Consider the following 18723-nt stretch of genomic DNA (forward strand, 5'->3'; position numbering starts at 1 on the left):
CTACTACAAGAGTAGTAGGTGCTTTTTTGATGAATAAAATAATGGCAATAGTTTATTCCACAGGTTTTGCAAAAATCATTTTTCCCGCGGATGTTTGTAACATAGACGTTACCACACAATCGATGGTCTCGCCCAAATAATCGATTCCGTTTTCGACGACGATCATGGTGCCGTCATCTAAGTAGCCGAGGCCCTGTTTGTCCTGGCTTCCGGGCTTGACGACGAAGACATTAATGCGCTCGCCGTTGACAAAGACAGGCTTCATGGCATTGGCCAAGGCGTTAATGTTTAGCACTTTGATGCCCTGCACTTCCGCCACTTTATTTAAATTAAAATCGTTGGTGACGATGATGCCTTTGCTCTCTTTTGCAAAACGCATGAGCATATCGTCTACTTCGTGGAGATCGTCGTAGTTTTTTTCCACGACGTTAATCTTTCGCTTGCCCTCATCTTGCAAGGCCTTTAAGCTGTCCAACCCCTTGCGCCCTTTTGCGCGGCTCATACCGTTGGGCGAATCGGCGATGCCCTGAAGTTCGGCGAGCACGAAGGTGGGCACGACGATAGGCTCTTCGATAAAGCCCAAATCGATAATATCCACGATTCTGCCGTCAATAATAACCGACGTATCTAAAATTTTCGACGGCGCCGTTCGCTTATCGCCGAGACGGCTGCGCCACTCCCCGCGATTTTGTGTAAATAAAGCGCGGAGCCCCGTGGCGAATTCTTCACGCTTAGTCAGCATGACCCGTATCCCTAAAATACCTAAAACGGCATAAATAAGGAGGGAAACAAAACTGCTGACGTAAGGAATATTGAAGCGATACACGGGAATAGACACGAGAAAAGCCACAAATATTCCTAAAACGAGGCCGAGAAATCCCCAAAGAATATCCCCGGCAGGTAAATCTTTCATATCCGACTCGATCAATGAAATTAATTGCTTTAAAAAAGCAAAAGCGTATTTACCCAAAATGAAAAAAATAATGGCAAAAATAATAAGTACGGGAATGGGTAAATAGCGCGTCGGTATCCAACGATGGATCGACGTCATGGCATCGAGGCCGGGTAAAAATGCGAGAACCATACGACCTACCGCTACGCCTAAAAGCGTAAATAAAATGCGGAAGATCACATGGACAATGCGATCGGATTTGATACGCATGCTCCTTTCTTATTCTTCCCCTTTAACCCCCTGCAGGCAACCTTCTTCCATGGTCTTGTCGACGATTTCTACAACTTCATCGTATGTTTTATCGTAAACCAATACCATTTCCGATAAAATAATTTGCCGTGCATTATTTAAAATCTTACGTTCCCCGGTGGAAAGCGCCTTTTCCCGATCCAGACACTCGAGATTTTTAATTACCTTTGCGATTTCTTCTAAATCGCCGGTTTTAATCTTGTCTTGATGGAAGCGGTAACGACGGTTCCAGTTATTGGGCATTTTTTCAATGGTCGTGTCTTTTAAAACATCGAGCACGCGATCCATTTCCTCGGGGGTTTTAATTTCCCGAATGCCGACACTGTCCATACTGCCGATGGGTACTAATACTTTCATCTCGTTTACGGGAATCTTTAAGACGAAGTATTCTTTTTTCTCGCCCAAAATCACTTTGTTTTTAATGTCGACGATGACACCTGCGCCGTGAATCGGGTAGACGATCTTATCTCCTATTTCAAACATATACTCCCCCTTTTTTAAAACGACTGCGTCCTTCTGTATTATATCATATTTTTAGAAAATTAAATATAGTATCACAACTCATACTAAGATTCAAGTAATTATCATAAATAATATTAAAAAATCCGACGATCTTTCGATGCCGGATTGTTGACTATAGCATTTTCAAATAAAGACAGGTCATGTCGTCGACGATTTCCGATTGCACGAATTTCTCGAGCCTATCCGTAATATCCGTCAAGGGATTTTCTCCCACTTCGGCGAAACATTTCTTTAAGCCGTCCACCCCGAATTGCTCGCCGTCTCCGGAACGACATTCCGTCATGCCGTCGGTATAAAGGAGAAGCTCGTCGCCTCGTTGTATATATTCCGAACGGCATTCGTAAAAGCTCGCCTCCACAAGGGGCGTTACGGGAAAGCCCGCATTCATTAAAAGGCGCACATTGCCTTCCCGCTTGATGAGCGGCGGGCAATCGTGGCCGGCATTGACGTAGGTAAGTTTCCGTTTTTTTAGGGAGTACACGCCTAAAAACATGGTGAAGTACATGGTGTCCGGTAAATTTAATTCGCGGAACCGATGAACCAACTCCAACATCGCTACCGTAGGATCGACGAGGAGTTCCGGCGCCATGTTGCGCATGGTTTGGGAAATAAACACCGTGGTCATAGAGGAAGAAAATCCGTGACCTACGGCATCGGCGATGTAAAACGCCACGTGGTCGTCGTCGATTTGCATGACATCGAAGAAGTCGCCGCTTAAAAGTTCCGCCGGTCTGTAGTAGTAATCCATAAAGAGGGCGCGCATAAACCCTTTCGGCGGCAAGAGGGAGCGTTGAATCGCCGAGGCGTTCACTTGCTCTTCCGTAAAGGAGCGGTTTTTTTCCACGAGCTCGATCTGAAGTTTCTTTTCCACGCCTTTGTCCCGGTACACTTCCACGGCACCGATGATTCTGCCGTCGTGTCCTCGAATGGGATTGGTCTTGACGGAATAATACACATCCCCTACATAGGTTTCCCGCTGTATGGTTTCCCCTCCGGCGAGGCAACGGGCCGTCATGCGAAAATCAAAAAATCCGTAGTCGTCGGAATCGTACGCGTGGTACATTTGATCTTCCAGGGCAAGACGCATGGCCTGATTATAATAAACCACCTGATTGTCCTCATTGACGACCCGAATTAAATCGGAAATCGTATCGAGCAAGGCCATTTCTATTCGGTTGTTCAATAAATTATGTTCAGCCATGCCACCACACCTGTCTTACGGTCTCGGACCGTAGTATTGATAGTAATCTGTGCGAATACTTCCGTTAAATAACTTGCGTTTACGATCGGCTCGTTTGCCGAAGCCTCTTTCAAATCCCTCGTCAGCGGTAATAATGTACTCGCTCCACGTGGGAAGGCTCCGCGCCAAATCGCCGAGGGCGCGGTTAATTTCTTTTACCGATTCTCTATCCTCAATACGTTTACCGTAAGGGGGATTCGTAATAATAATGCCGTACTCTCCGCCTAAATCTAAGTGGGCCACGCCCTTTTCGATTAAGCGCACGTCGTCGGCCAGCCCCAATCCGTCGAGATTAATTCGCGTCGCTTCGATGGCCTTAGGATCGATATCGAACCCGAAAATTTCCAATTCGCTGTCGTAATCAATCATGGCGAAAGCTTTTTTGCGCATGTCTTTGGCTTGGGCGCTTTCCATATTCCAATATTCGAAATCGAAACGGCGATTAAGACCCGGCGCAATGTTTCTGGCGAGCATAATGGCTTCGATTAAAATGGTACCGCTGCCGCAGAAGGGATCTACGAGCATACGATTTTTATTCCAAAAACTGAGCTGCACGAGGCCGGAAGCCAATGTTTCCGTAAGGGGCGCCTTTACCGAACGTTGGCGGTATCCGCGATCGTGCAATCCGTCGCCGGAAGTATCGATATAGACTGTGGCGATGTCCTCAATAATGCGGATGCCGATGCGGTAACGGGCGCCGTTTTTTTGAAACCACTCGGTCTTGTAACGAGTCTGCATTTTGTTGACGATGGCCTTTTCGCTAATGCGTTGAATGTCCGAAAGGGAAAAGAGCGCAGATTTTTTGCTCTTCGCTTCCGTTATAAAATTCGCCGTCTTCGGCATAATGTCTGGCCAGGGAAGATCGTAAACGCCGTCGAAAAGTTCCGTAAACGTCGTTGCGCGGAAACGCTTCAGCACCCAATGCACCCTTTCCGCCGTGCGCAAATGTAAATTTAATCGCGCCATATCTTCCATTTTTCCCGACATGGAAACCAAACCGTCTACTACGCGAATATCTTCTAAACCCAATGCTTGAATTTCACGTTTTAAAACCGCTTCCATGCCGACATTTGCCGTCGCTTCAAAATTAATCATAGACCACCTCTCGTTAACAGTATACTAGAAAAATCTGTAAATTAACATCGCTAAAGATTCGTCGCCTTTACGCTATTTTATTTTTTTAATATGTGATAATTTCTCTAATTTGGGTATATCTTTTAGTGGAAAACAAAACTATGAATATATGGAGGTTCACTTATGTCTTTATTAACTCAAACCGTTAAATCCGGTGATTGGAAAAATGAAAAACACGTTCCCGAAATCGAAGCAAAGCTCGAAGGCGGCGTGGCAAAAGTAAAAGTTTCCGTTGGTTCTGAAATCGAACACCCCAACACTTTGGAACATCACATTTCCTGGATTAAAGTTTTCTTCCTTCCCGAAGGCGGAGCTGCACCCGTTGAAGTTGGAAGCTACGAATTTAATAACCACGGCGAAAGCGATGTCTTTACCGTACCCCACGTTCACACCACCTTCAAAACCGAAAAACCCGGTACCGTCTTTGCACTCAGCATGTGCAATATCCACGGCCTCTGGGAAAATGCATTGGAACTTAAGTAAAATAGAAGAGCACCCGGCATCGGGTGCTTTTTTTGTGCTTCCTTTTCTATTCTCTCGGCCCGTTTCCCCGGACTTGCTCCACCATATGGCGCCATAAAGACTCCAAATTGTCCCCTTCCAATTGAATGGGAAGTCGATCCTCTTCCGTCCACTGCCCGACGTACAGAACTTCGTCGACCACTGCCGGAAGATACATTTCGCCATAGTGTAGGAGGAATAGCACGTGGGCATCGAGAGCGCGGGAAACGGATAGGAGCATCTCCCGATTAAATTCCCTGCCGTTTAATTCTACCTGCACGATGTAAATCGTATGTACATTTTCCGTAGCCGGGAGGCCGGTGGTGCGTTTTGTCAGTTCACCTTTTAAAACCACGCGGTCCACTTCGGCATTAAACACATCTTTAAGATGAGCACTTACTTCTTTCGGCCAGTGCTTCATTAAAATAACTTTGGCGATGCGCACTTTCCGTTTTGCTTTTTTCGGTACTTCGAACATCTCGACTCCTTCAATTAAAAATAGTCTCGGATTAGTTTCCGTTTCCCTTTAATTATAATGGATTCTAATAGATCGTATCATCAACAGCGGCGTTCTTCTACTATTGTTTTTGACAAAATCATCGTCCTGTTTAATTCCTATTCGTCGCGCCAACTTTTTGTCCCTTTTTCCCTTGTTCCCTGCTCATTCTAAAAATTACAAAAATTTTTAAAATTATTTTCTGAAAAAATTGATTTTTTGAAAAAAAGGGAACATAATAATCCCTGGAGGTAACAAAATGCTAGATATTATTATTATTGGTGGAGGTCCTGCCGGCGTCAGCGCCGCATTGTATGCGAAAGCTCGTGGCAAGAACATTCTCCTACTTGAAAAAGAAGCTATCGGCGGCCTCATCGGCCATGTTTCCAAAGTCAGCCATTACGCTACGGTGGGAAAAGACGAAACCGGCCCAAGCTTCAAGCAAAAATTAATCGATCAATTAAATAGTTCTGAAATTCCCTACGCCATCGAGGTGGCCAAAACATTAAAAACTACAGACGACGGTTTTCTCGTGGTGACAGATAAAAACGAGTATACCGCTAAAAAAGTAATTTGCGCCACCGGCGTCAAACTGAAAGAACTTCCCATCGCCGAAGACCTTACTAAACACTGGGCCTTCGGACACGAAGACAGCGTAAAAGGCAAAACCGTTGTCGTCAACGGCGGCAGCGACGGCGCCTGCAAAGAAGCTCTCTACATCGCGAAGTTCGCCAAAGAAGTTCACATCGTGCAAATGCAAGACAAGCTCATGTGCATCGATGAATTTAAGCGACAAATCGAGGCGGCAGACACGATTCACGTCCACACCGCTTGCAGCTTAAAGGATGTGGAAATGAAAGACGGCAAGTGCACGAAAGTCCTTCTCGATAACGGCGACGTCATCGAAGGCGACGGCGTTGAAATTTATGTTCAAATCGGCCAAGTCGGCAACACCGATTTGGTTGCGTCGTACACCACCGTCGAAGACGGATTCGTCGTAGACGATATTCAATCGAAAACCGACGGACTGTATTTCGCCGGCGATATTCGTAAAAAAGCGGTTAAACAAGTCGCCACGGCTGTAGCCGACGGTTGTTTAGCCGGCGTTCTCGCTTGTAAATAGACAAAAGCCTGTTTTAACTTTTCGTTAAAGCAGGCTTTTTCTATGCTCACATTTACAAGCTGTCGGTATAAATGGCGGATACGCCTTGATCTAAAAGTTCCTTCGCCCGTTTTTCGTCGTTGATCGTATGGACAAAGACGGGTTTTTTCGTCTTTAAAAGTTCCTTCCAGCGTCCCGACTTAAACTTTTTATCGGAAATGGTGACGCCGTAAAGGGGATGGGTGTTCACAAAATCGATGACATCATCCACATTATCTTCCGATTGATAGAGCGTGTAGATAATGTTGTGGAACCCCAACGCTCTCGCCTGATCGTATTCGTCGCGGCGATAAATTTGGGGAATGAATCGCCCGCGCATACCGGCGAAATTCTGGGCGATGTAGCTTAAAAACTCTATATTGTCTTTTTTAATATCCGTCACGATGTAGACGTCGGGATGTTCTTCCATCCATAAAACGAGGTGATAGAGATCCAGCTGTTGCCAGCCGTGTTTTTCTTCCATGGCCATAAACTCTTCGTGGGAAATAGGCTCTTGCCCCTTCCCCTCTCTTTGAGGGAAATAACGTTCGATGGAGCCGTCCCAGCCGTGAAGGCCGATATAATGTCCGTCGGTGGTTTTCGAAAAGTCGATCTCCATAATCCGCTTGCCGCGGGCGTAGGAATTTTCCACCGCCGTCATCATATTGGTTACCACATTGGTGTCCAACTCACCGCCGCCATGCATAATGGTTTTTTCCTGGGGAAGATCGTCATTTTTCGATTCGATCAAATCCATTAGCCGATTATCCCGCATGAGGCGGTATGCGTAATCCAATGTAAGCGTCGCCCGTTGATAAAGTGTCGCCGCTTCTTTTACAGGTCGTTCTTTGCGGGTTTTGCGATCGATAAGGCGAGAGTGTTCGAAAATATTGTCGCGACTGACTTCAAATAGACGATCTTTCGTAATAAAACTTCCCTTGAGCAAGTGGGTTTGAGGGAATACGACGTTGTTTTCCGTTTCCTTATCGTCATTTAAAAGGTCGATCCCCATAATAGGCAGCTTGCTTCTGTCCCAGCCCAACAAGTTTAAAATCGTGGGATAAAGGTCGACCTGACTGCCGATGTTTTTCCGTTGCACATTTTCTTGGAGTCCGGGAACGGTAATGACGAGGGGAATGTTCATCATTTCGTCGTAGTCGATTTCTCTGCCGAGCCACTTTGTCATGGAGTTAAACCGTTCGGGGTTTTTGATCGTCATGGCGTGGTGGTCGCCGTAAATGGCCACCACCGTATTTTGCAAAATGCCGCGAGCCGCCAGATCTTGGAAAAGGGCCTTTAAACTGTCGTCGGTGTAACGGGCGCAATTGGCGTAGTTGTAGACGAAGTCGTTTTCGTCGCCGGGCTTCGGCTCAATGGTTTTTAAATTTTCCGGCATGACGAAAGGCGTGTGGGTCGTAAGGGTGACGGCGAGGGCGAAAAAGTTTTTGCCGTCGGCATTGCTCTTTGCGAGAATAGGCGCCATTTGACGGAACAAACTGCCGTCGGAAAGGCCCATATTAATAACTTCATCCTGCACCAGATTTTCTCCGAGATAAATGCCGTTAAAGCCGAGAGCCGGATAGTGTTTGTCCCGATCGTAATAACTGCCGCTGTTTCCGTGAAAAGCCAGGGTATCGTAACCGTGCTTTTCCGCGACCTGGGGCATGCCGTAAAGTTTCGTGCGATCGAATAAATCGTAGGCTTGCCCTTTTGCCGAAGCGTATACGCCATTCATGGAAACAAATTCCGCATCCGACGTGTTGCCAAGCCCTAAAAGCTCGAAATAATCGTCAAAGTAAATAGTACCTTTTTGCTTAATCAACTGATTGAGAAAAGGCGTAATTTCCTGTCCGTTGTACTTTCGATTGACGAAGGTGTTTTGCAAGCTTTCGCATTGAATAAAGAGGACATTCTTTCCCTTGGCAATGCCCGTAAAGCGATTGGTTTTAATATCGGGATACTGGTAGCGCTCTTTAATTTGTTTGATGACCGCCGGGTCGTAAAGTTTTTCCGTATTAATCTTTTGCACTAATTTGCCGGTCAACACCGTGGAGTACATTTCCACGCCGAGAGTATGAGCCGACGTAGCGACGGGAACGGCGGTCAAAATGGCCATGGTCGCCACGGAAAGAATGGCGCGATTCTTATTAAAGGGCAACAGTTTTTGCGCCTTATAAAGTCTCCAAAGTCCCCATGCCATCAGGGCGAGCATAAGGACCATTAAAAAGTTTATATCGTGTAAGATGACGGGAATGACGCCCTTCAACTCCCCGGCTTGTCCGCTTCTGGAAAAAATATCGAAGTTTCCGAATTCTTTATAGAAAACCGAAAGAGATACTTTCAAAAGCGTCGTGAAGATCAATAGAACTGCGCGATACAATTTCTTCGGGAAGAGGAAGTAGAGAGATGCGTCGAAAATCGTCGTCAGAATGGGACTGAGGATTAAGACATAAATAGGAAGCGACATAGGCTCCGCCACTTTATAAATAAACGTCGTAAAATAAAATAACAGATTAATGCCCAGCAATAAAAGGAGCTTCGGCATTATTTTCTTTTTCCACATAGAGTTTCTCTCCTATCAAAGCGCAAAAATATGTAGATAACGAACATCCCGTAGAATATATGAGGAGCGCTCGCCTGTTTTTAACAATTTCCTTCCTATTATACACCCCTTGACGAAAAGATTGAAAGTTTTTGATACATTTTATTAGTCTTAAAAAAAATCGAGTAAGTATTCCACCTACTCGATTCGCTCTACGGTTCGGGCTGGCGCAGGCCGAAAAGAAGGTGCTTCTCATTGACGAGGACCCACAGGGCAGCCTTACCATCAGTCTAGGCAACTCCCAGCCAGATAAATTACCCTTCACCCTCTCGGACGCCATGGGCCGTATCCAGACAGATCAGCCCCTTTGCCCGGCGAAGGTATCCTGCACCACCCGGAGGGCGTGGACCTGATGCCAGCGGATATTCAGTTGTCCGGTATGGTGGTGTCTCTGGTGAACGCCCTTGCCGCCGCGGGCAGGATCATAATCCCCGTCCAGGCCGAGTACTTAGCCGCCAAGGGGCTGGAACAGCTGCTTCAGTGTGAAACTCAGATTCAAAAATACATTCGCCTAACTGAGTTAATTCCCGAATTATTGAACATGGGGGACGAGAAGAAAATCGCCTTTAATCCGGCCTATGAGCTGTCTTTTCTCAAACCAGAGGAACAGCAGGTACTTTTAGTCGCGATAGATTATAAGCAGGCCACCCCCTTCTCTCTCAGGCCCAGTGCATTAAAAAGTTTAGCCGGGATGGGAAACTCCCCAGCGAATCCAAGCTGTCGTTTATGTCGGAGGAAAAGATAAGCGATCTGGACAAAGTGACCTTTTCTTCCGATACCTTGCGGAAGTATTTCCCCAAAAGCTATACCCCCAAGCGCATGGAGGAAACCATCATCAAGCTGCTGGAACAATGGCTGCGCAAGAGATCCGTGGCTATCCTTGAGCATTGCTTGCCGGTATTTACTATTTTGAGATTCATTGTGATACAGTTAATGAATTGGGCACACGCTGCACTACCTTTATGGAAATGCAGGAGGAATTGAAAAAATCACTTTCAGCACAGTGGAAGATGACGCAGAAACGTGTGGAAAGGGTGGTAGCTCTTACGCATGATTTAAAAATACCAGGGTGCTTTTCAAGAATTAGATGCAATTATTTGTAGCATCATTTTAGATATTTCTTTTGGAGACGGACGATTTTCCATTTGCATCCATTCGGAAAGAAGATTCCAAAGTGCACCGGCACTGACAAGCAGTGCAGCTTTCTTTTCAAAGATGCTGTCGTACAAATTTTGATTTCCACGAACGGTATCATGAATCACAGGTAAGGCCTGGTTGAATTCTTCCAGCAGATAATAGAACAGATGATTCCGCTGCAAAAGACGCAAAAAGTCGATCTGTTTCTCCCAAAAGGTAAAAAACACTTCCACAATCTGCTCCAGTGTATAGTGCCTGTCTTTTTGAAAATAAGTAATGTAGTCCTCACATCTTTCTAAGAAGTATTGCTGTAATACCTGCTCCTTCGAATCAAAGATCCTATAAAAAGTTCTCCTTGATAAAAGCGCATGTTCGGCGATTTCTGTTACGGTAATACGAGCGTAGTCTTTTTGGCTCATAAGATCCAACAAGGACTGCATCAACCATTGACGGGATTGCTCAGCGATGGGATTCTTTTCCTTTTCTACCAAACTCATTTTGTTCCTCCTGTCACACTTTTTCGGGATTGTAGCACTTGAACTGCTTCCATTGACAATCATATCTTTTTGATTGTACTGTAAATCAGAAGGTGACACAAGTGAGACAGATGGAGGAGGCTCAATTTTATGAATACAATAAATACGATTGTTTGGCTGTTCCCGGTTATTTTTATGCTGCATGACTTCGAGGAGATTATTTTTGTGGAGGCATGGAAACGGAAATATAAAAGAAAAATACAAACAACAAAAACGAAGAAGATTCCATTTGCCGATTTGGGAAGCACCCCGTCATTTTCCATTGGTGTATTGATTGAATTTTTCATTATTTCAGCTTTATCCCTCTCTTCTTGTATCTTTGATTGGTACTTTTTGTGGCTGGGATTATTTTTTGGATTTACCATTCACCTAATTGTGCATTGTATGTTGGCGTTGAAATTTAAAGCCTATGTACCCGGAGTGGTCACCGCAGTCCCGTTCCTTCCGTTTTGCTTTTATATCCTTTGGGTTTCAAATAAATTCCTTTCTTTTACCACAGCTCAATTATGGATGAGTTATGTAGTAGGCGCTATTTTGATGCTCTTAATGGTGGCTGTTTTGCATAGATGTATGAAATCGTTTGAAACTTTTATCAAGAAGTGGGAAGTTTAATTACCCACAAATAGCAAATTTTTAAGGAGGTCTTTTGCATGGAGTTGGAATTTAAAGAAGGTATGTATCACCTAAATCCTGATCCTAATTTTAACTTTCAGCTTAACCGCGTCATTCTTTGGGATGGCGGGGATTTAAACGATGTGATGCAGGCTGCCAAAAAGATTACAGACAGCACAAGCTGGAAGCAGGAAATGATTTATCTTGGGGATCATGCACTCTCTCAAAACAGAATCCCTCAGGCAATTGCATATTACCGGATGAGCGAATTTTTTGATAGAGATCCTGGCAACAAGGAATACTATATAAAAGCCACGGAACTGTTTTATGAGTATTACCATTCTTATTTCGATGAGGGACGTGTCCAGAAAATTCAAGTTCCATATGAAGATGTTATGCTGCCAATCATGGTTGCAAAAGCTCAAAAACAATGTAAGGACACCATTCTTTTACACGGTGGTAACGATTCATGCTTTGAGGAAATGTTTTTGCCGATGTTGTATCTTTCTGAACAAGGGTATGATGTATATCTTTTTGAAGGTCCTGGACAAGGCAACGTTCTTCGTGTTCAAGGGAAACACTTTACATATGCTTGGGAACGTCCAGTTAAAGCAATATTAGATTTCTTTCACTTGAATGACGTCATTATTATTGGTGTTTCTTTGGGAGCTATGCTGGCCCTGCGTGCTGCTGCATTTGACAAGAGAATTACAAGGGCTGTATCTTGGTCTGTTATTCCGGACTTTCTTGACGTGGTTCTCGACCAAATACCAAAAAAGGTAGCCGGTATCGTTAGGTTTATGTTGAAACATAATCTCAGCATCGTTCTCAGCCCTATTCTTTGCATGGTGAAATTGATAAGGAAGAATGACGCATTATTTCAATGGGGTGTCAATCATGGAATGTACGCCTATGGAGCTGACAGCATTTATGATTATCTGAAGAAAGTGAGTAAATATCAGATTATGGATGTGGCCTCCATGATTAAACAAGATGTATTGATTCTTGGTGCCAACAAAGACCACTTAGTTGATTACCGAATGATTGGTAAAGAAATCAACGCACTTACCAATGCGAACTCTATCACATTTCGCCTTTTTACTGAAAAAGAAAATGCGGGAAATCATTGCAATTTAGGAAATGCCAAACTGGCTTTAGATGTGATACTGCAATGGTTGACATTTTTAAAACAGCGTGATTTAGAAGTTAGAAAGAATTGAATCCATTTCAAGAATCTCATGTACATCTGTCGTGCAGGGTATAAGGCCTTTGTGCGTTAACAACTATATTACCGATGCCAATTAGCCTTGCTATTGTTCGAGACTCTTCTAGTATATTACCGTCTTTGATACAATCAAACTTTGCCTTTGAACTCCTAAACTATTCCTCTAAACCCTGAAACTTTTCATTTCAGGCATAGAAAAAGACGGTATCGCTACCGTCTAAAATGAGCATATCATTTTATAAAGCTGTGATTTATGACTTAACTATTGGAATCCATAACTCCATTCTGTAGTCAGGACTATCCATATCACCTTCATAATAATATTCAAAGTCAGGTTTTCCTGAATGAACATATCCATGCTCTGGGAAAAATACTTCCATCACATATTTCCAGCCCTTGTGAATACACTCTGGAACGCATCCTGTTAACTCAACAATGGCATATTCTGCCTCTTCGACTTCCAAAACATCTAAGCCCATATTTCTTGCTTTATCTACATCCGTAATGATGTAGCCCGCCATATAATTTATTGTATTCGGACTTTCTACATCATGGCACATACCTACGCTTTCTCCTTCTCCAAGGATTGCTAATTCATCATGACTATATTTTTTATATAGTTTATCCCAAATAGTTGGACACAATGATGAATTGATATTTTGTTCATTTACACCTGCAACTGCAAATGCTTTTTTCTTTTGAATTTTAATATTCATACTTCTTCCTCCTCTTACACTTAATGCTAATTGCACTCGTGAAACTAGTTTAAATGGTTTACCATTCCTAACCTCTGAAGGGGTATATCCATGAAAATTCTTAAATGCTGTTCCAAATGAATCTGATGACTCATATCTAAACTTAAATGCAATATCTATAATTTTTCATCTGTATCTCTTAATGAAATTGCAGCTTCTGTTAATCTTCTACTTCTTAAATATTCTGAAAGAGTGATTTCAGTTAAGATAGAAAACAAGCGACTAAACATAGAATAAGAATATCCAGATAAGTGAGTTACCTTCTTTTCATCTATTTCATCATCAAGAACAGTTTCAATATAATCAATCGTATCGTTAAATGCTTTTATAATATTCATTTTATTTACCTCCCTTCTTTCGGTTTATTTTAGTATAGAGGAATATTTATTTTCTTACCCGAGAATACTCGTACAAATTTTATAGGATTCATCCTATTAATTCTAATTCATATTAATATTATACTATCCCATATGCTACCTATAAATCACAAAAAGACACCTCACCAATTTTTGTGAAGTGCCTTTCTGCTTTTCTGTCTATTTAATTCTAACTTACTTCCATCAAGGGCATCTTTTACCATTCGCTTAAAACCATCACGCTTTTTGGTATTGGTAGCTGATATTCCCTCATCATAAAACGTATCTTATTTCAATTGTTCTATCCCAAAATTTTTTTACCGTTCCATAGACCATCTCCGGGACAACGCGAAAAGTATAATCCATATCTACTCTTTCCGTTACCTTATGCCCGTCATAGCCGACTGTTCCTATATTGACTACGGGAACATCGATTGTTCTTACAGCTTCTGTAGGGTGCTCATATTTAGTTCCCCATGCCGGCATGTTTTTCTAAGTGCTGAGAGTCCTTCTTCATCATCATCTACTTTCATAAAAGAAGAATCTGAAATAAAAGGATAAAAATACTTCGTGTGAATGGTTTTATCATAATTTTTCTGAGCGATTTGGATACTTTCCTTCACAGCTTCAACTAGCGCCACCTCTTTTGGGTCATCTCCACTCAGCTCGATAGGCGCTATGTTATAACTTTATTCAGAGAAAGCGACCTTTTTATATACTTATATCTCCGACGTTTCAGTAAATGAATATTTGATGCCACAATCGAACCACTTACTTTTTCCACAAAAAAATATCTCTACTGGCCGTAGCCTTTAAATTTTTCGATGACCTCGTCCATTTTGTCATCGGGAATAAAGTTTATCTTCTTTCCCGTGGAAAGGGCGGTGACGTACATGAAGGCACAAAATTCAATTTCCTGTGCCAAGCTGAAAGCCTGCGCCAACGTATCCCCTCCGGCAATGAGCCCGTGGTTTGCCAGCATAACCGCTTTGCAATCGCCCATAGCCTCTACCGCCGCCTCGCCCAGTTCTTTCGTGCCGAAGGTTTCGTACCGCGCAAAGGGAACGATACGGGTGCCCGCCGATGCGATTAAATAACTAATGGGCGGCAACTCTTCTCCCAGTGAGGACACTACGCTTACATAGGGCGAATGGGTATGGATCAAGACTTTAATCTCCGGCCGGGCATTGTAAATAGCCCCGTGCATATGCCATTCCGACGAAGGCTTTCGATCGCCTTTTAGTATTTCGCCTTCGGACGTCATTACCACGAGATCCCGCTCTTTTAACGATTCATATGCCATGCCCGACGGCGTAATCAAAAAACTGCGGTCGTCGATTCGGATGGAAAGATTTCCTCCCGTGCTAAACGTTAGATTGTTTTCCACCATTTTCTTTCCATATTGAATTAATTTTTGTCTTTTCTGAATGTCCATGGCAACCTCCGATTACCTTATTATAGCATGGCCACATGTTTTTATATACCTCGTGTATAATAGAGGGGGTGATCCTATGAACAATCGCTGGTCGGTTCGAAAGCTCGTGGAATTTACCATGCGCAGCGGCGACATCGACAACGGACTCTTTTCCAATCGTCGCGCCCTGGAAGGCATTCGGCTCCATCAGAAATTACAAAATCAATATACAGACGGCTTCGAATCGGAAGTCACCATTTCAGGCGAGGTACATTACGGCGAAACCTCTATTTTTTTAGAGGGCCGCATCGACGGCATCAATAGAGAACGCCACATCCTCGACGAAATTAAATCTACTATTTACACGAAAGAAGCCATCGATGAACGACCCAATTCCCTTCACTGGGCGCAGTTGAAATGCTATGGCTACCTCTATGCCCAACAACGGGATCTCGACGAGGTAACCCTCCGCTTAACCTATATTCGAGTGGAAGACGAAAGCGTGTTTCGCTACGAAAAAGTGTTGACGCGCGAAGAGCTCGCGGAGTTTATGAACGACGTCATGGAGCGACTCGTGAAAATCCAAAGCCGTTTGGAATCGTTTCAAGAGATCATGACATCCTCCGCCAAATCCCTCGCCTTTCCCTACGGCGATTTTCGCCCCGGACAACGTGATATGGCGGTTTCAGTGTATAATATGGTGCAGGCGAAAGAAACTATTTTCATTCAGGCGCCGACGGGCATCGGCAAAACCCTGGCCGCTCTCTTCCCCGCCATTAAGGGCATCGGCGAAGGAATGACGGAAGAAATTTTCTACGCCACCGGTCGTTCCACGCAAAAAACCGTGGCCGTGGAAACCCTCGCTTTTTTAAAAACCCATGGCCTCCGTATGAAATCTGTGGAGCTGGTGGCGAAGGAAAAGGCGTGCCTCAACGATTCCCTGGACTGCCGGCCGGAAGCTTGCCCCTATGCCAAGGGCCATTACGATCGCCTGCTCGGCGGCATCCTCGCCATATACGATCACGAAGATATTTTCGACGGCGATACGATTCGAGCATACAGCGAAAAGCACACACTCTGCCCCTTCGAGTTCGGGCTGGATCTAAGCAATTTTGCGCAGATCATGGTAGGCGATTACAATTACATCTTCCACCCGAAAACGTATTTGGAGCGGCTCATGGAAGATAGAGATCGCACGAAGGCCACCACTCTTTTAATCGACGAGTCCCACAATTTAATTGATCGCGCCCGGGATATGTATTCCGCCGAGCTTTCCCTTCGCCTGATAGACGACGTTACCTTTAAGGACAAGGTGGTTAAGCGAGAGGCGAAAGCTTTCCGACGTGTTTTTCAGGAGCTGACGAATACCGCACCTCTTCCCCTGGCCGATTTGCCCGATGTTTTTCACAATGCTCTCGACGATTTGGAAGAGGCCATGGCGAAAGTATTGGCCCGCGCCACGGAAGAGCCGCCGGATGAATGGATGAACCTTTACTTCGCCATTTTAGATTGGCAGAATCGAAACCTTTACTACAATCAAAGGCGCTTTACTTATTTCGTGCCTGAAAACGGCACCCTTTCCATTCTCTGTTTGGATCCCTCTCAAGTTTTATGGGAGCGGAAAAATCTCTTCGGTGGTGTCGTCTACTTTTCCGCCACTCTTTCGCCCATGAGTTACCATAAAGATATTTTAGGTGGCGGCGAAGAAGCGCACCACTTGATATTGCCCTCGCCCTTCGACCCCGATCATCTCCTCGTCCTGCACCCGCCCTCGGTTTCCACAAAATACCGCGACAGAGAAAAGACACTGCCTTTGGTGCAGGATTACCTGCGTACATTTTCCGAAAGATCCGAGGGAAATTTAATCCATTTCTTCCCCTCTTACGCCTACAAAGATCAGGTCCTCGAGGGAATAAAAGATCCCTATCGCCTGGATCAGGAACGGTCCATGACCGAAAGGGATCGGCAGGATTTCATCGGGCGATTTTTCGGCGACGAAACCGTCCACGGCTACGCCGTCATGGGCGGTGCTTTTTCCGAGGGGATCGATCTCGCAGGAGATGCACTTCATGGCGTAAGCATATTAACCCTCTCCCTTCCGGGCCTTTCCCCGGAGCGGGAGCTGATTAAAAATCGCTTTAACGACATGGGAAAAGACGGCTACGCCTACGCCTATCTTTATCCCGGCATTACGAAAGTGGTGCAGGCCGCCGGTCGCATTATTCGCACGGAAAAGGATAGAGGACAGCTTCTCCTCTTAGACGATCGCTTCGCCCGAAAGGATATATGCGCCCTCTTGCCCCGTGAATGGCACATACAAACCGTCCGCTCCCCCGAGGAAATGGCGGATAAAATAAAAGACTTTTGGAGGTCAGTATGACATTGCATATTTGTTTAGTAGAACCTGAAATTCCCCACAACACCGGCGCCATCGCCAGAAGCTGCGGCCTTACGAAGAGCGTGCTCCACTTGGTGCGCCCCCTCGGCTTTTCAACCGACGACAAATATTTAAAACGCAGCGGATTGGATTATTGGCATCTCGTGGACATTCACTACCACGACAGCATCGACGAAGTGTTTGAGGAATACAAAGATCACCGCTTCTTCTTCGCCAGCACGAAAGCGGAAAAACGCTACTGCGACGTGGAATTTCAAGACGGGGATTTTCTCGTCTTCGGAAAAGAAACGAAGGGGCTTCCCGAGGAGCTGATTAAGGCGAATTACGACCACGCCATTCGCATTCCCATGCTGAAAGATTTCGGCAGAAGTTTAAACCTTTCCGTATCCGTGAACATTATTTTATTCGAAGCACTTCGTCAATTAGATTATCCGGGGATGGCATAATGAAAAATAAAGACTACATTTTAAAACAACTACAGGAAGCCGATGATTTCCTCTCCGGTGAGGAACTGGCCGAAACCCTCCACATTACTCGCGCCGCCGTGTGGCAATCCATTCGCGATTTGCGAAAAGCGGGCTTTCATATTGAAGCGGTTACCAATCGGGGCTATCGCTTAAACCGAGATTACGAACCTCTCGCAAAAGAAAAAATCACCTCATATTTAATGAAGGAACTTAAAGATATCGACGTGCTCGTGGAGCAATCCGTCGACTCCACCAATGACGAAATCTTTCGCCGAGACGACGAAAACCCCCTTCCCTCTTTCTCCTTTATGGTGGCGGAAGAACAAACCGCCGGCAAGGGAAGGGTGGGGAAATCTTTCCTCTCCCCCTTCGGTAGCGGCCTCTACCTTTCCACTATTTTAAAAGGATCGGATGATTTTACCCCGGAACTGTTGACGATCATCGCTGCCGTCGCCGCACGGGAAGCCATCGGTAAGCAAACTGAAAAGCCCGTCTTAATCAAATGGGTCAACGACCTTTACTTAGACCATAAAAAAATCGTCGGCATCTTAACGGAAGCTAATTTCTCATCCTCTTCGCCGCGTTATGTGGTGGGCGTCGGCATTAATACCGACACATCCAGGGAAACATTCGATAAAAAAGAGCTGTTAAATGCCGGATCCATCGGCGAAAGCAAACTTTCGCGCAATCAATTGGCGGCTGATTTTATAAATGCCCTCTATTCTTGGTGCACCCGCCCGAAAAAAGAAATCCTGGACGATTACAGAAAATACAATTTAACCATCGGCAAGACCGTATCCTTCTCTAAAAAAGATATCGAATACACGGGCACGGTGGAAAACATCGACGACGACGGCGGACTCGTCGTGAAAGTCGGCGGTTCTCACATGACCCTTACAGCCGGCGCCATTTCCATTCGCGGCGACTGGTAAATCTTTTTGAGCGATCACCCTTGACAAAACACGCCACCTTCCATATAATTATAT

At 44.8% G+C, this 18723-nt stretch carries 20 protein-coding genes; 9 read left to right on the forward strand and 11 right to left on the reverse strand.

All coding sequences use genetic code 11. From position 1 onward, the window contains the following. Positions 1-52: 52 nt before the first annotated feature. The 4 genes from HMPREF1863_RS06040 to HMPREF1863_RS06055 all read right to left on the reverse strand — a co-directional run bounded on the left by HMPREF1863_RS06040 (position 53) and on the right by HMPREF1863_RS06055 (position 4058). Positions 53-1162: a PIN/TRAM domain-containing protein gene (locus tag HMPREF1863_RS06040; RefSeq protein ID WP_068368599.1), complete on the reverse strand. Its 1110-nt coding sequence runs from the start codon at positions 1160-1162 to the stop codon at positions 53-55. 9 nt (positions 1163-1171) lie between these two features. After that, on the reverse strand, positions 1172-1684 hold the full coding sequence (locus tag HMPREF1863_RS06045; RefSeq protein WP_068368602.1) for a CarD family transcriptional regulator: 513 nt from the start codon (positions 1682-1684) through the stop codon (positions 1172-1174). Between the two features lie 151 nt (positions 1685-1835). Further along, positions 1836-2924 carry a SpoIIE family protein phosphatase gene (locus tag HMPREF1863_RS06050; RefSeq protein WP_068368607.1) on the reverse strand — a complete coding sequence of 363 codons (1089 nt, stop codon included), beginning with the start codon at positions 2922-2924 and terminating at the stop codon, positions 1836-1838. Between the two features lie 15 nt (positions 2925-2939). Beyond that, positions 2940-4058 (reverse strand): THUMP domain-containing class I SAM-dependent RNA methyltransferase, encoded by a 1119-nt coding sequence (locus tag HMPREF1863_RS06055; protein ID WP_068368610.1) that lies wholly within the window; start codon positions 4056-4058, stop codon positions 2940-2942. A 162-nt stretch (positions 4059-4220) separates the two neighbouring features. Here HMPREF1863_RS06055 and HMPREF1863_RS06060 point away from each other — a divergent pair, with 162 nt between their 5' ends. Beyond that, positions 4221-4580: a desulfoferrodoxin family protein gene (locus HMPREF1863_RS06060; RefSeq protein ID WP_068368613.1), complete on the forward strand. Its 360-nt coding sequence runs from the start codon at positions 4221-4223 to the stop codon at positions 4578-4580. A 46-nt stretch (positions 4581-4626) separates the two neighbouring features. Here the strand turns inward: HMPREF1863_RS06060 and HMPREF1863_RS06065 are convergent, their stop codons facing one another. After that, complete coding sequence (locus tag HMPREF1863_RS06065) at positions 4627-5076, reverse strand: DUF4391 domain-containing protein (protein ID WP_068368616.1); 450 nt, start codon at positions 5074-5076, stop codon at positions 4627-4629. A gap of 277 nt (positions 5077-5353) precedes the next feature. On the opposite strand from HMPREF1863_RS06065, the gene HMPREF1863_RS06070 reads away from it, so the two are divergent. Further along, the gene (locus tag HMPREF1863_RS06070; RefSeq protein ID WP_068368619.1) at positions 5354-6217 is read left to right on the forward strand and encodes an NAD(P)/FAD-dependent oxidoreductase; all 864 of its coding nucleotides are present in this window, start codon (positions 5354-5356) and stop codon (positions 6215-6217) included. 52 nt (positions 6218-6269) lie between these two features. On the opposite strand, the gene HMPREF1863_RS06075 is transcribed toward HMPREF1863_RS06070, so the two are convergent. Beyond that, positions 6270-8798, reverse strand: coding sequence for a sulfatase-like hydrolase/transferase (locus HMPREF1863_RS06075; RefSeq protein WP_068368623.1), 2529 nt, complete (start codon positions 8796-8798; stop codon positions 6270-6272). Positions 8799-9144: 346 nt separating this feature from the next. Here HMPREF1863_RS06075 and HMPREF1863_RS09525 point away from each other — a divergent pair, with 346 nt between their 5' ends. Together HMPREF1863_RS09525 and HMPREF1863_RS09530 are read left to right on the forward strand one after the other, a co-directional pair. Beyond that, positions 9145-9582, forward strand: a complete 438-nt coding sequence (locus tag HMPREF1863_RS09525; RefSeq protein WP_456297572.1) for a ParA family protein — start codon at positions 9145-9147, stop codon at positions 9580-9582. Then, positions 9564-9821, forward strand: a complete 258-nt coding sequence (locus HMPREF1863_RS09530) for a hypothetical protein (RefSeq protein WP_232300132.1) — start codon at positions 9564-9566, stop codon at positions 9819-9821. The genes HMPREF1863_RS09525 and HMPREF1863_RS09530 overlap by 19 nt, the downstream gene beginning before the upstream one ends. 92 nt (positions 9822-9913) lie before the next feature. Here HMPREF1863_RS09530 and HMPREF1863_RS06085 read toward each other — a convergent pair whose 3' ends face one another. Beyond that, positions 9914-10471: a TetR/AcrR family transcriptional regulator gene (locus HMPREF1863_RS06085; RefSeq protein ID WP_068368627.1), complete on the reverse strand. Its 558-nt coding sequence runs from the start codon at positions 10469-10471 to the stop codon at positions 9914-9916. A 129-nt stretch (positions 10472-10600) separates the two neighbouring features. On the opposite strand from HMPREF1863_RS06085, the gene HMPREF1863_RS06090 reads away from it, so the two are divergent. Further along, positions 10601-11122, forward strand: a complete 522-nt coding sequence (locus tag HMPREF1863_RS06090; RefSeq protein ID WP_068368631.1) for an HXXEE domain-containing protein — start codon at positions 10601-10603, stop codon at positions 11120-11122. A 38-nt stretch (positions 11123-11160) separates the two neighbouring features. Then, positions 11161-12342, forward strand: a complete 1182-nt coding sequence (locus tag HMPREF1863_RS06095; protein WP_068368634.1) for an alpha/beta hydrolase — start codon at positions 11161-11163, stop codon at positions 12340-12342. A 256-nt stretch (positions 12343-12598) separates the two neighbouring features. Here the strand turns inward: HMPREF1863_RS06095 and HMPREF1863_RS09370 are convergent, their stop codons facing one another. The 4 genes from HMPREF1863_RS09370 to HMPREF1863_RS06110 form a co-directional block, all read right to left on the reverse strand. Beyond that, complete coding sequence (locus HMPREF1863_RS09370; protein WP_232300133.1) at positions 12599-13063, reverse strand: GyrI-like domain-containing protein; 465 nt, start codon at positions 13061-13063, stop codon at positions 12599-12601. A 155-nt stretch (positions 13064-13218) separates the two neighbouring features. Further along, the gene (locus tag HMPREF1863_RS09375) at positions 13219-13440 is read right to left on the reverse strand and encodes a hypothetical protein (protein ID WP_232300134.1); all 222 of its coding nucleotides are present in this window, start codon (positions 13438-13440) and stop codon (positions 13219-13221) included. Between the two features lie 458 nt (positions 13441-13898). After that, positions 13899-14099, reverse strand: coding sequence for a hypothetical protein (locus tag HMPREF1863_RS09145; protein ID WP_157065095.1), 201 nt, complete (start codon positions 14097-14099; stop codon positions 13899-13901). 155 nt (positions 14100-14254) lie between these two features. Beyond that, positions 14255-14893: a class II aldolase/adducin family protein gene (locus tag HMPREF1863_RS06110; RefSeq protein WP_068368641.1), complete on the reverse strand. Its 639-nt coding sequence runs from the start codon at positions 14891-14893 to the stop codon at positions 14255-14257. A gap of 76 nt (positions 14894-14969) precedes the next feature. On the opposite strand from HMPREF1863_RS06110, the gene HMPREF1863_RS06115 reads away from it, so the two are divergent. The 3 genes from HMPREF1863_RS06115 to HMPREF1863_RS06125 are packed head-to-tail and all read left to right on the forward strand — an operon-like array spanning position 14970 to position 18669. Beyond that, complete coding sequence (locus HMPREF1863_RS06115) at positions 14970-17252, forward strand: helicase C-terminal domain-containing protein (RefSeq protein ID WP_068368645.1); 2283 nt, start codon at positions 14970-14972, stop codon at positions 17250-17252. Next, entirely contained in the window at positions 17249-17716 is a 468-nt protein-coding gene (locus HMPREF1863_RS06120) for a tRNA (cytidine(34)-2'-O)-methyltransferase (RefSeq protein ID WP_068368648.1), read from the forward strand. Before HMPREF1863_RS06115 ends, HMPREF1863_RS06120 begins: the two co-directional genes overlap by 4 nt. Further along, positions 17716-18669 (forward strand): biotin--[acetyl-CoA-carboxylase] ligase, encoded by a 954-nt coding sequence (locus HMPREF1863_RS06125; protein ID WP_068368650.1) that lies wholly within the window; start codon positions 17716-17718, stop codon positions 18667-18669. Before HMPREF1863_RS06120 ends, HMPREF1863_RS06125 begins: the two co-directional genes overlap by 1 nt. Positions 18670-18723: the final 54 nt, after the last annotated feature.

The organism is Aedoeadaptatus coxii, assembly GCF_001553115.1.
Taxonomy (GTDB): domain Bacteria; phylum Bacillota; class Clostridia; order Tissierellales; family Peptoniphilaceae; genus Aedoeadaptatus; species Aedoeadaptatus coxii.

What these genes read in the sequence shown, in the direction of transcription:
- HMPREF1863_RS06040 (WP_068368599.1), bottom strand. Translation starts at nt 1,162, where the DNA reads ATGCGTATCAAATCCGATCGCATTGTCCATGTGATCTTCCGCATTTTA.
- HMPREF1863_RS06045 (WP_068368602.1), bottom strand. Translation starts at nt 1,684, where the DNA reads ATGTTTGAAATAGGAGATAAGATCGTCTACCCGATTCACGGCGCAGGT.
- HMPREF1863_RS06050 (WP_068368607.1), bottom strand. Translation starts at nt 2,924, where the DNA reads ATGGCTGAACATAATTTATTGAACAACCGAATAGAAATGGCCTTGCTC.
- HMPREF1863_RS06055 (WP_068368610.1), bottom strand. Translation starts at nt 4,058, where the DNA reads ATGATTAATTTTGAAGCGACGGCAAATGTCGGCATGGAAGCGGTTTTA.
- HMPREF1863_RS06060 (WP_068368613.1), top strand. Translation starts at nt 4,221, where the DNA reads ATGTCTTTATTAACTCAAACCGTTAAATCCGGTGATTGGAAAAATGAA.
- HMPREF1863_RS06065 (WP_068368616.1), bottom strand. Translation starts at nt 5,076, where the DNA reads ATGTTCGAAGTACCGAAAAAAGCAAAACGGAAAGTGCGCATCGCCAAA.
- HMPREF1863_RS06070 (WP_068368619.1), top strand. Translation starts at nt 5,354, where the DNA reads ATGCTAGATATTATTATTATTGGTGGAGGTCCTGCCGGCGTCAGCGCC.
- HMPREF1863_RS06075 (WP_068368623.1), bottom strand. Translation starts at nt 8,798, where the DNA reads ATGTGGAAAAAGAAAATAATGCCGAAGCTCCTTTTATTGCTGGGCATT.
- HMPREF1863_RS09530 (WP_232300132.1), top strand. Translation starts at nt 9,564, where the DNA reads ATGTCGGAGGAAAAGATAAGCGATCTGGACAAAGTGACCTTTTCTTCC.
- HMPREF1863_RS06085 (WP_068368627.1), bottom strand. Translation starts at nt 10,471, where the DNA reads ATGAGTTTGGTAGAAAAGGAAAAGAATCCCATCGCTGAGCAATCCCGT.
- HMPREF1863_RS06090 (WP_068368631.1), top strand. Translation starts at nt 10,601, where the DNA reads ATGAATACAATAAATACGATTGTTTGGCTGTTCCCGGTTATTTTTATG.
- HMPREF1863_RS06095 (WP_068368634.1), top strand. Translation starts at nt 11,161, where the DNA reads ATGGAGTTGGAATTTAAAGAAGGTATGTATCACCTAAATCCTGATCCT.
- HMPREF1863_RS09370 (WP_232300133.1), bottom strand. Translation starts at nt 13,063, where the DNA reads ATGAATATTAAAATTCAAAAGAAAAAAGCATTTGCAGTTGCAGGTGTA.
- HMPREF1863_RS09375 (WP_232300134.1), bottom strand. Translation starts at nt 13,440, where the DNA reads ATGAATATTATAAAAGCATTTAACGATACGATTGATTATATTGAAACT.
- HMPREF1863_RS06110 (WP_068368641.1), bottom strand. Translation starts at nt 14,893, where the DNA reads ATGGACATTCAGAAAAGACAAAAATTAATTCAATATGGAAAGAAAATG.
- HMPREF1863_RS06115 (WP_068368645.1), top strand. Translation starts at nt 14,970, where the DNA reads ATGAACAATCGCTGGTCGGTTCGAAAGCTCGTGGAATTTACCATGCGC.
- HMPREF1863_RS06120 (WP_068368648.1), top strand. Translation starts at nt 17,249, where the DNA reads ATGACATTGCATATTTGTTTAGTAGAACCTGAAATTCCCCACAACACC.
- HMPREF1863_RS06125 (WP_068368650.1), top strand. Translation starts at nt 17,716, where the DNA reads ATGAAAAATAAAGACTACATTTTAAAACAACTACAGGAAGCCGATGAT.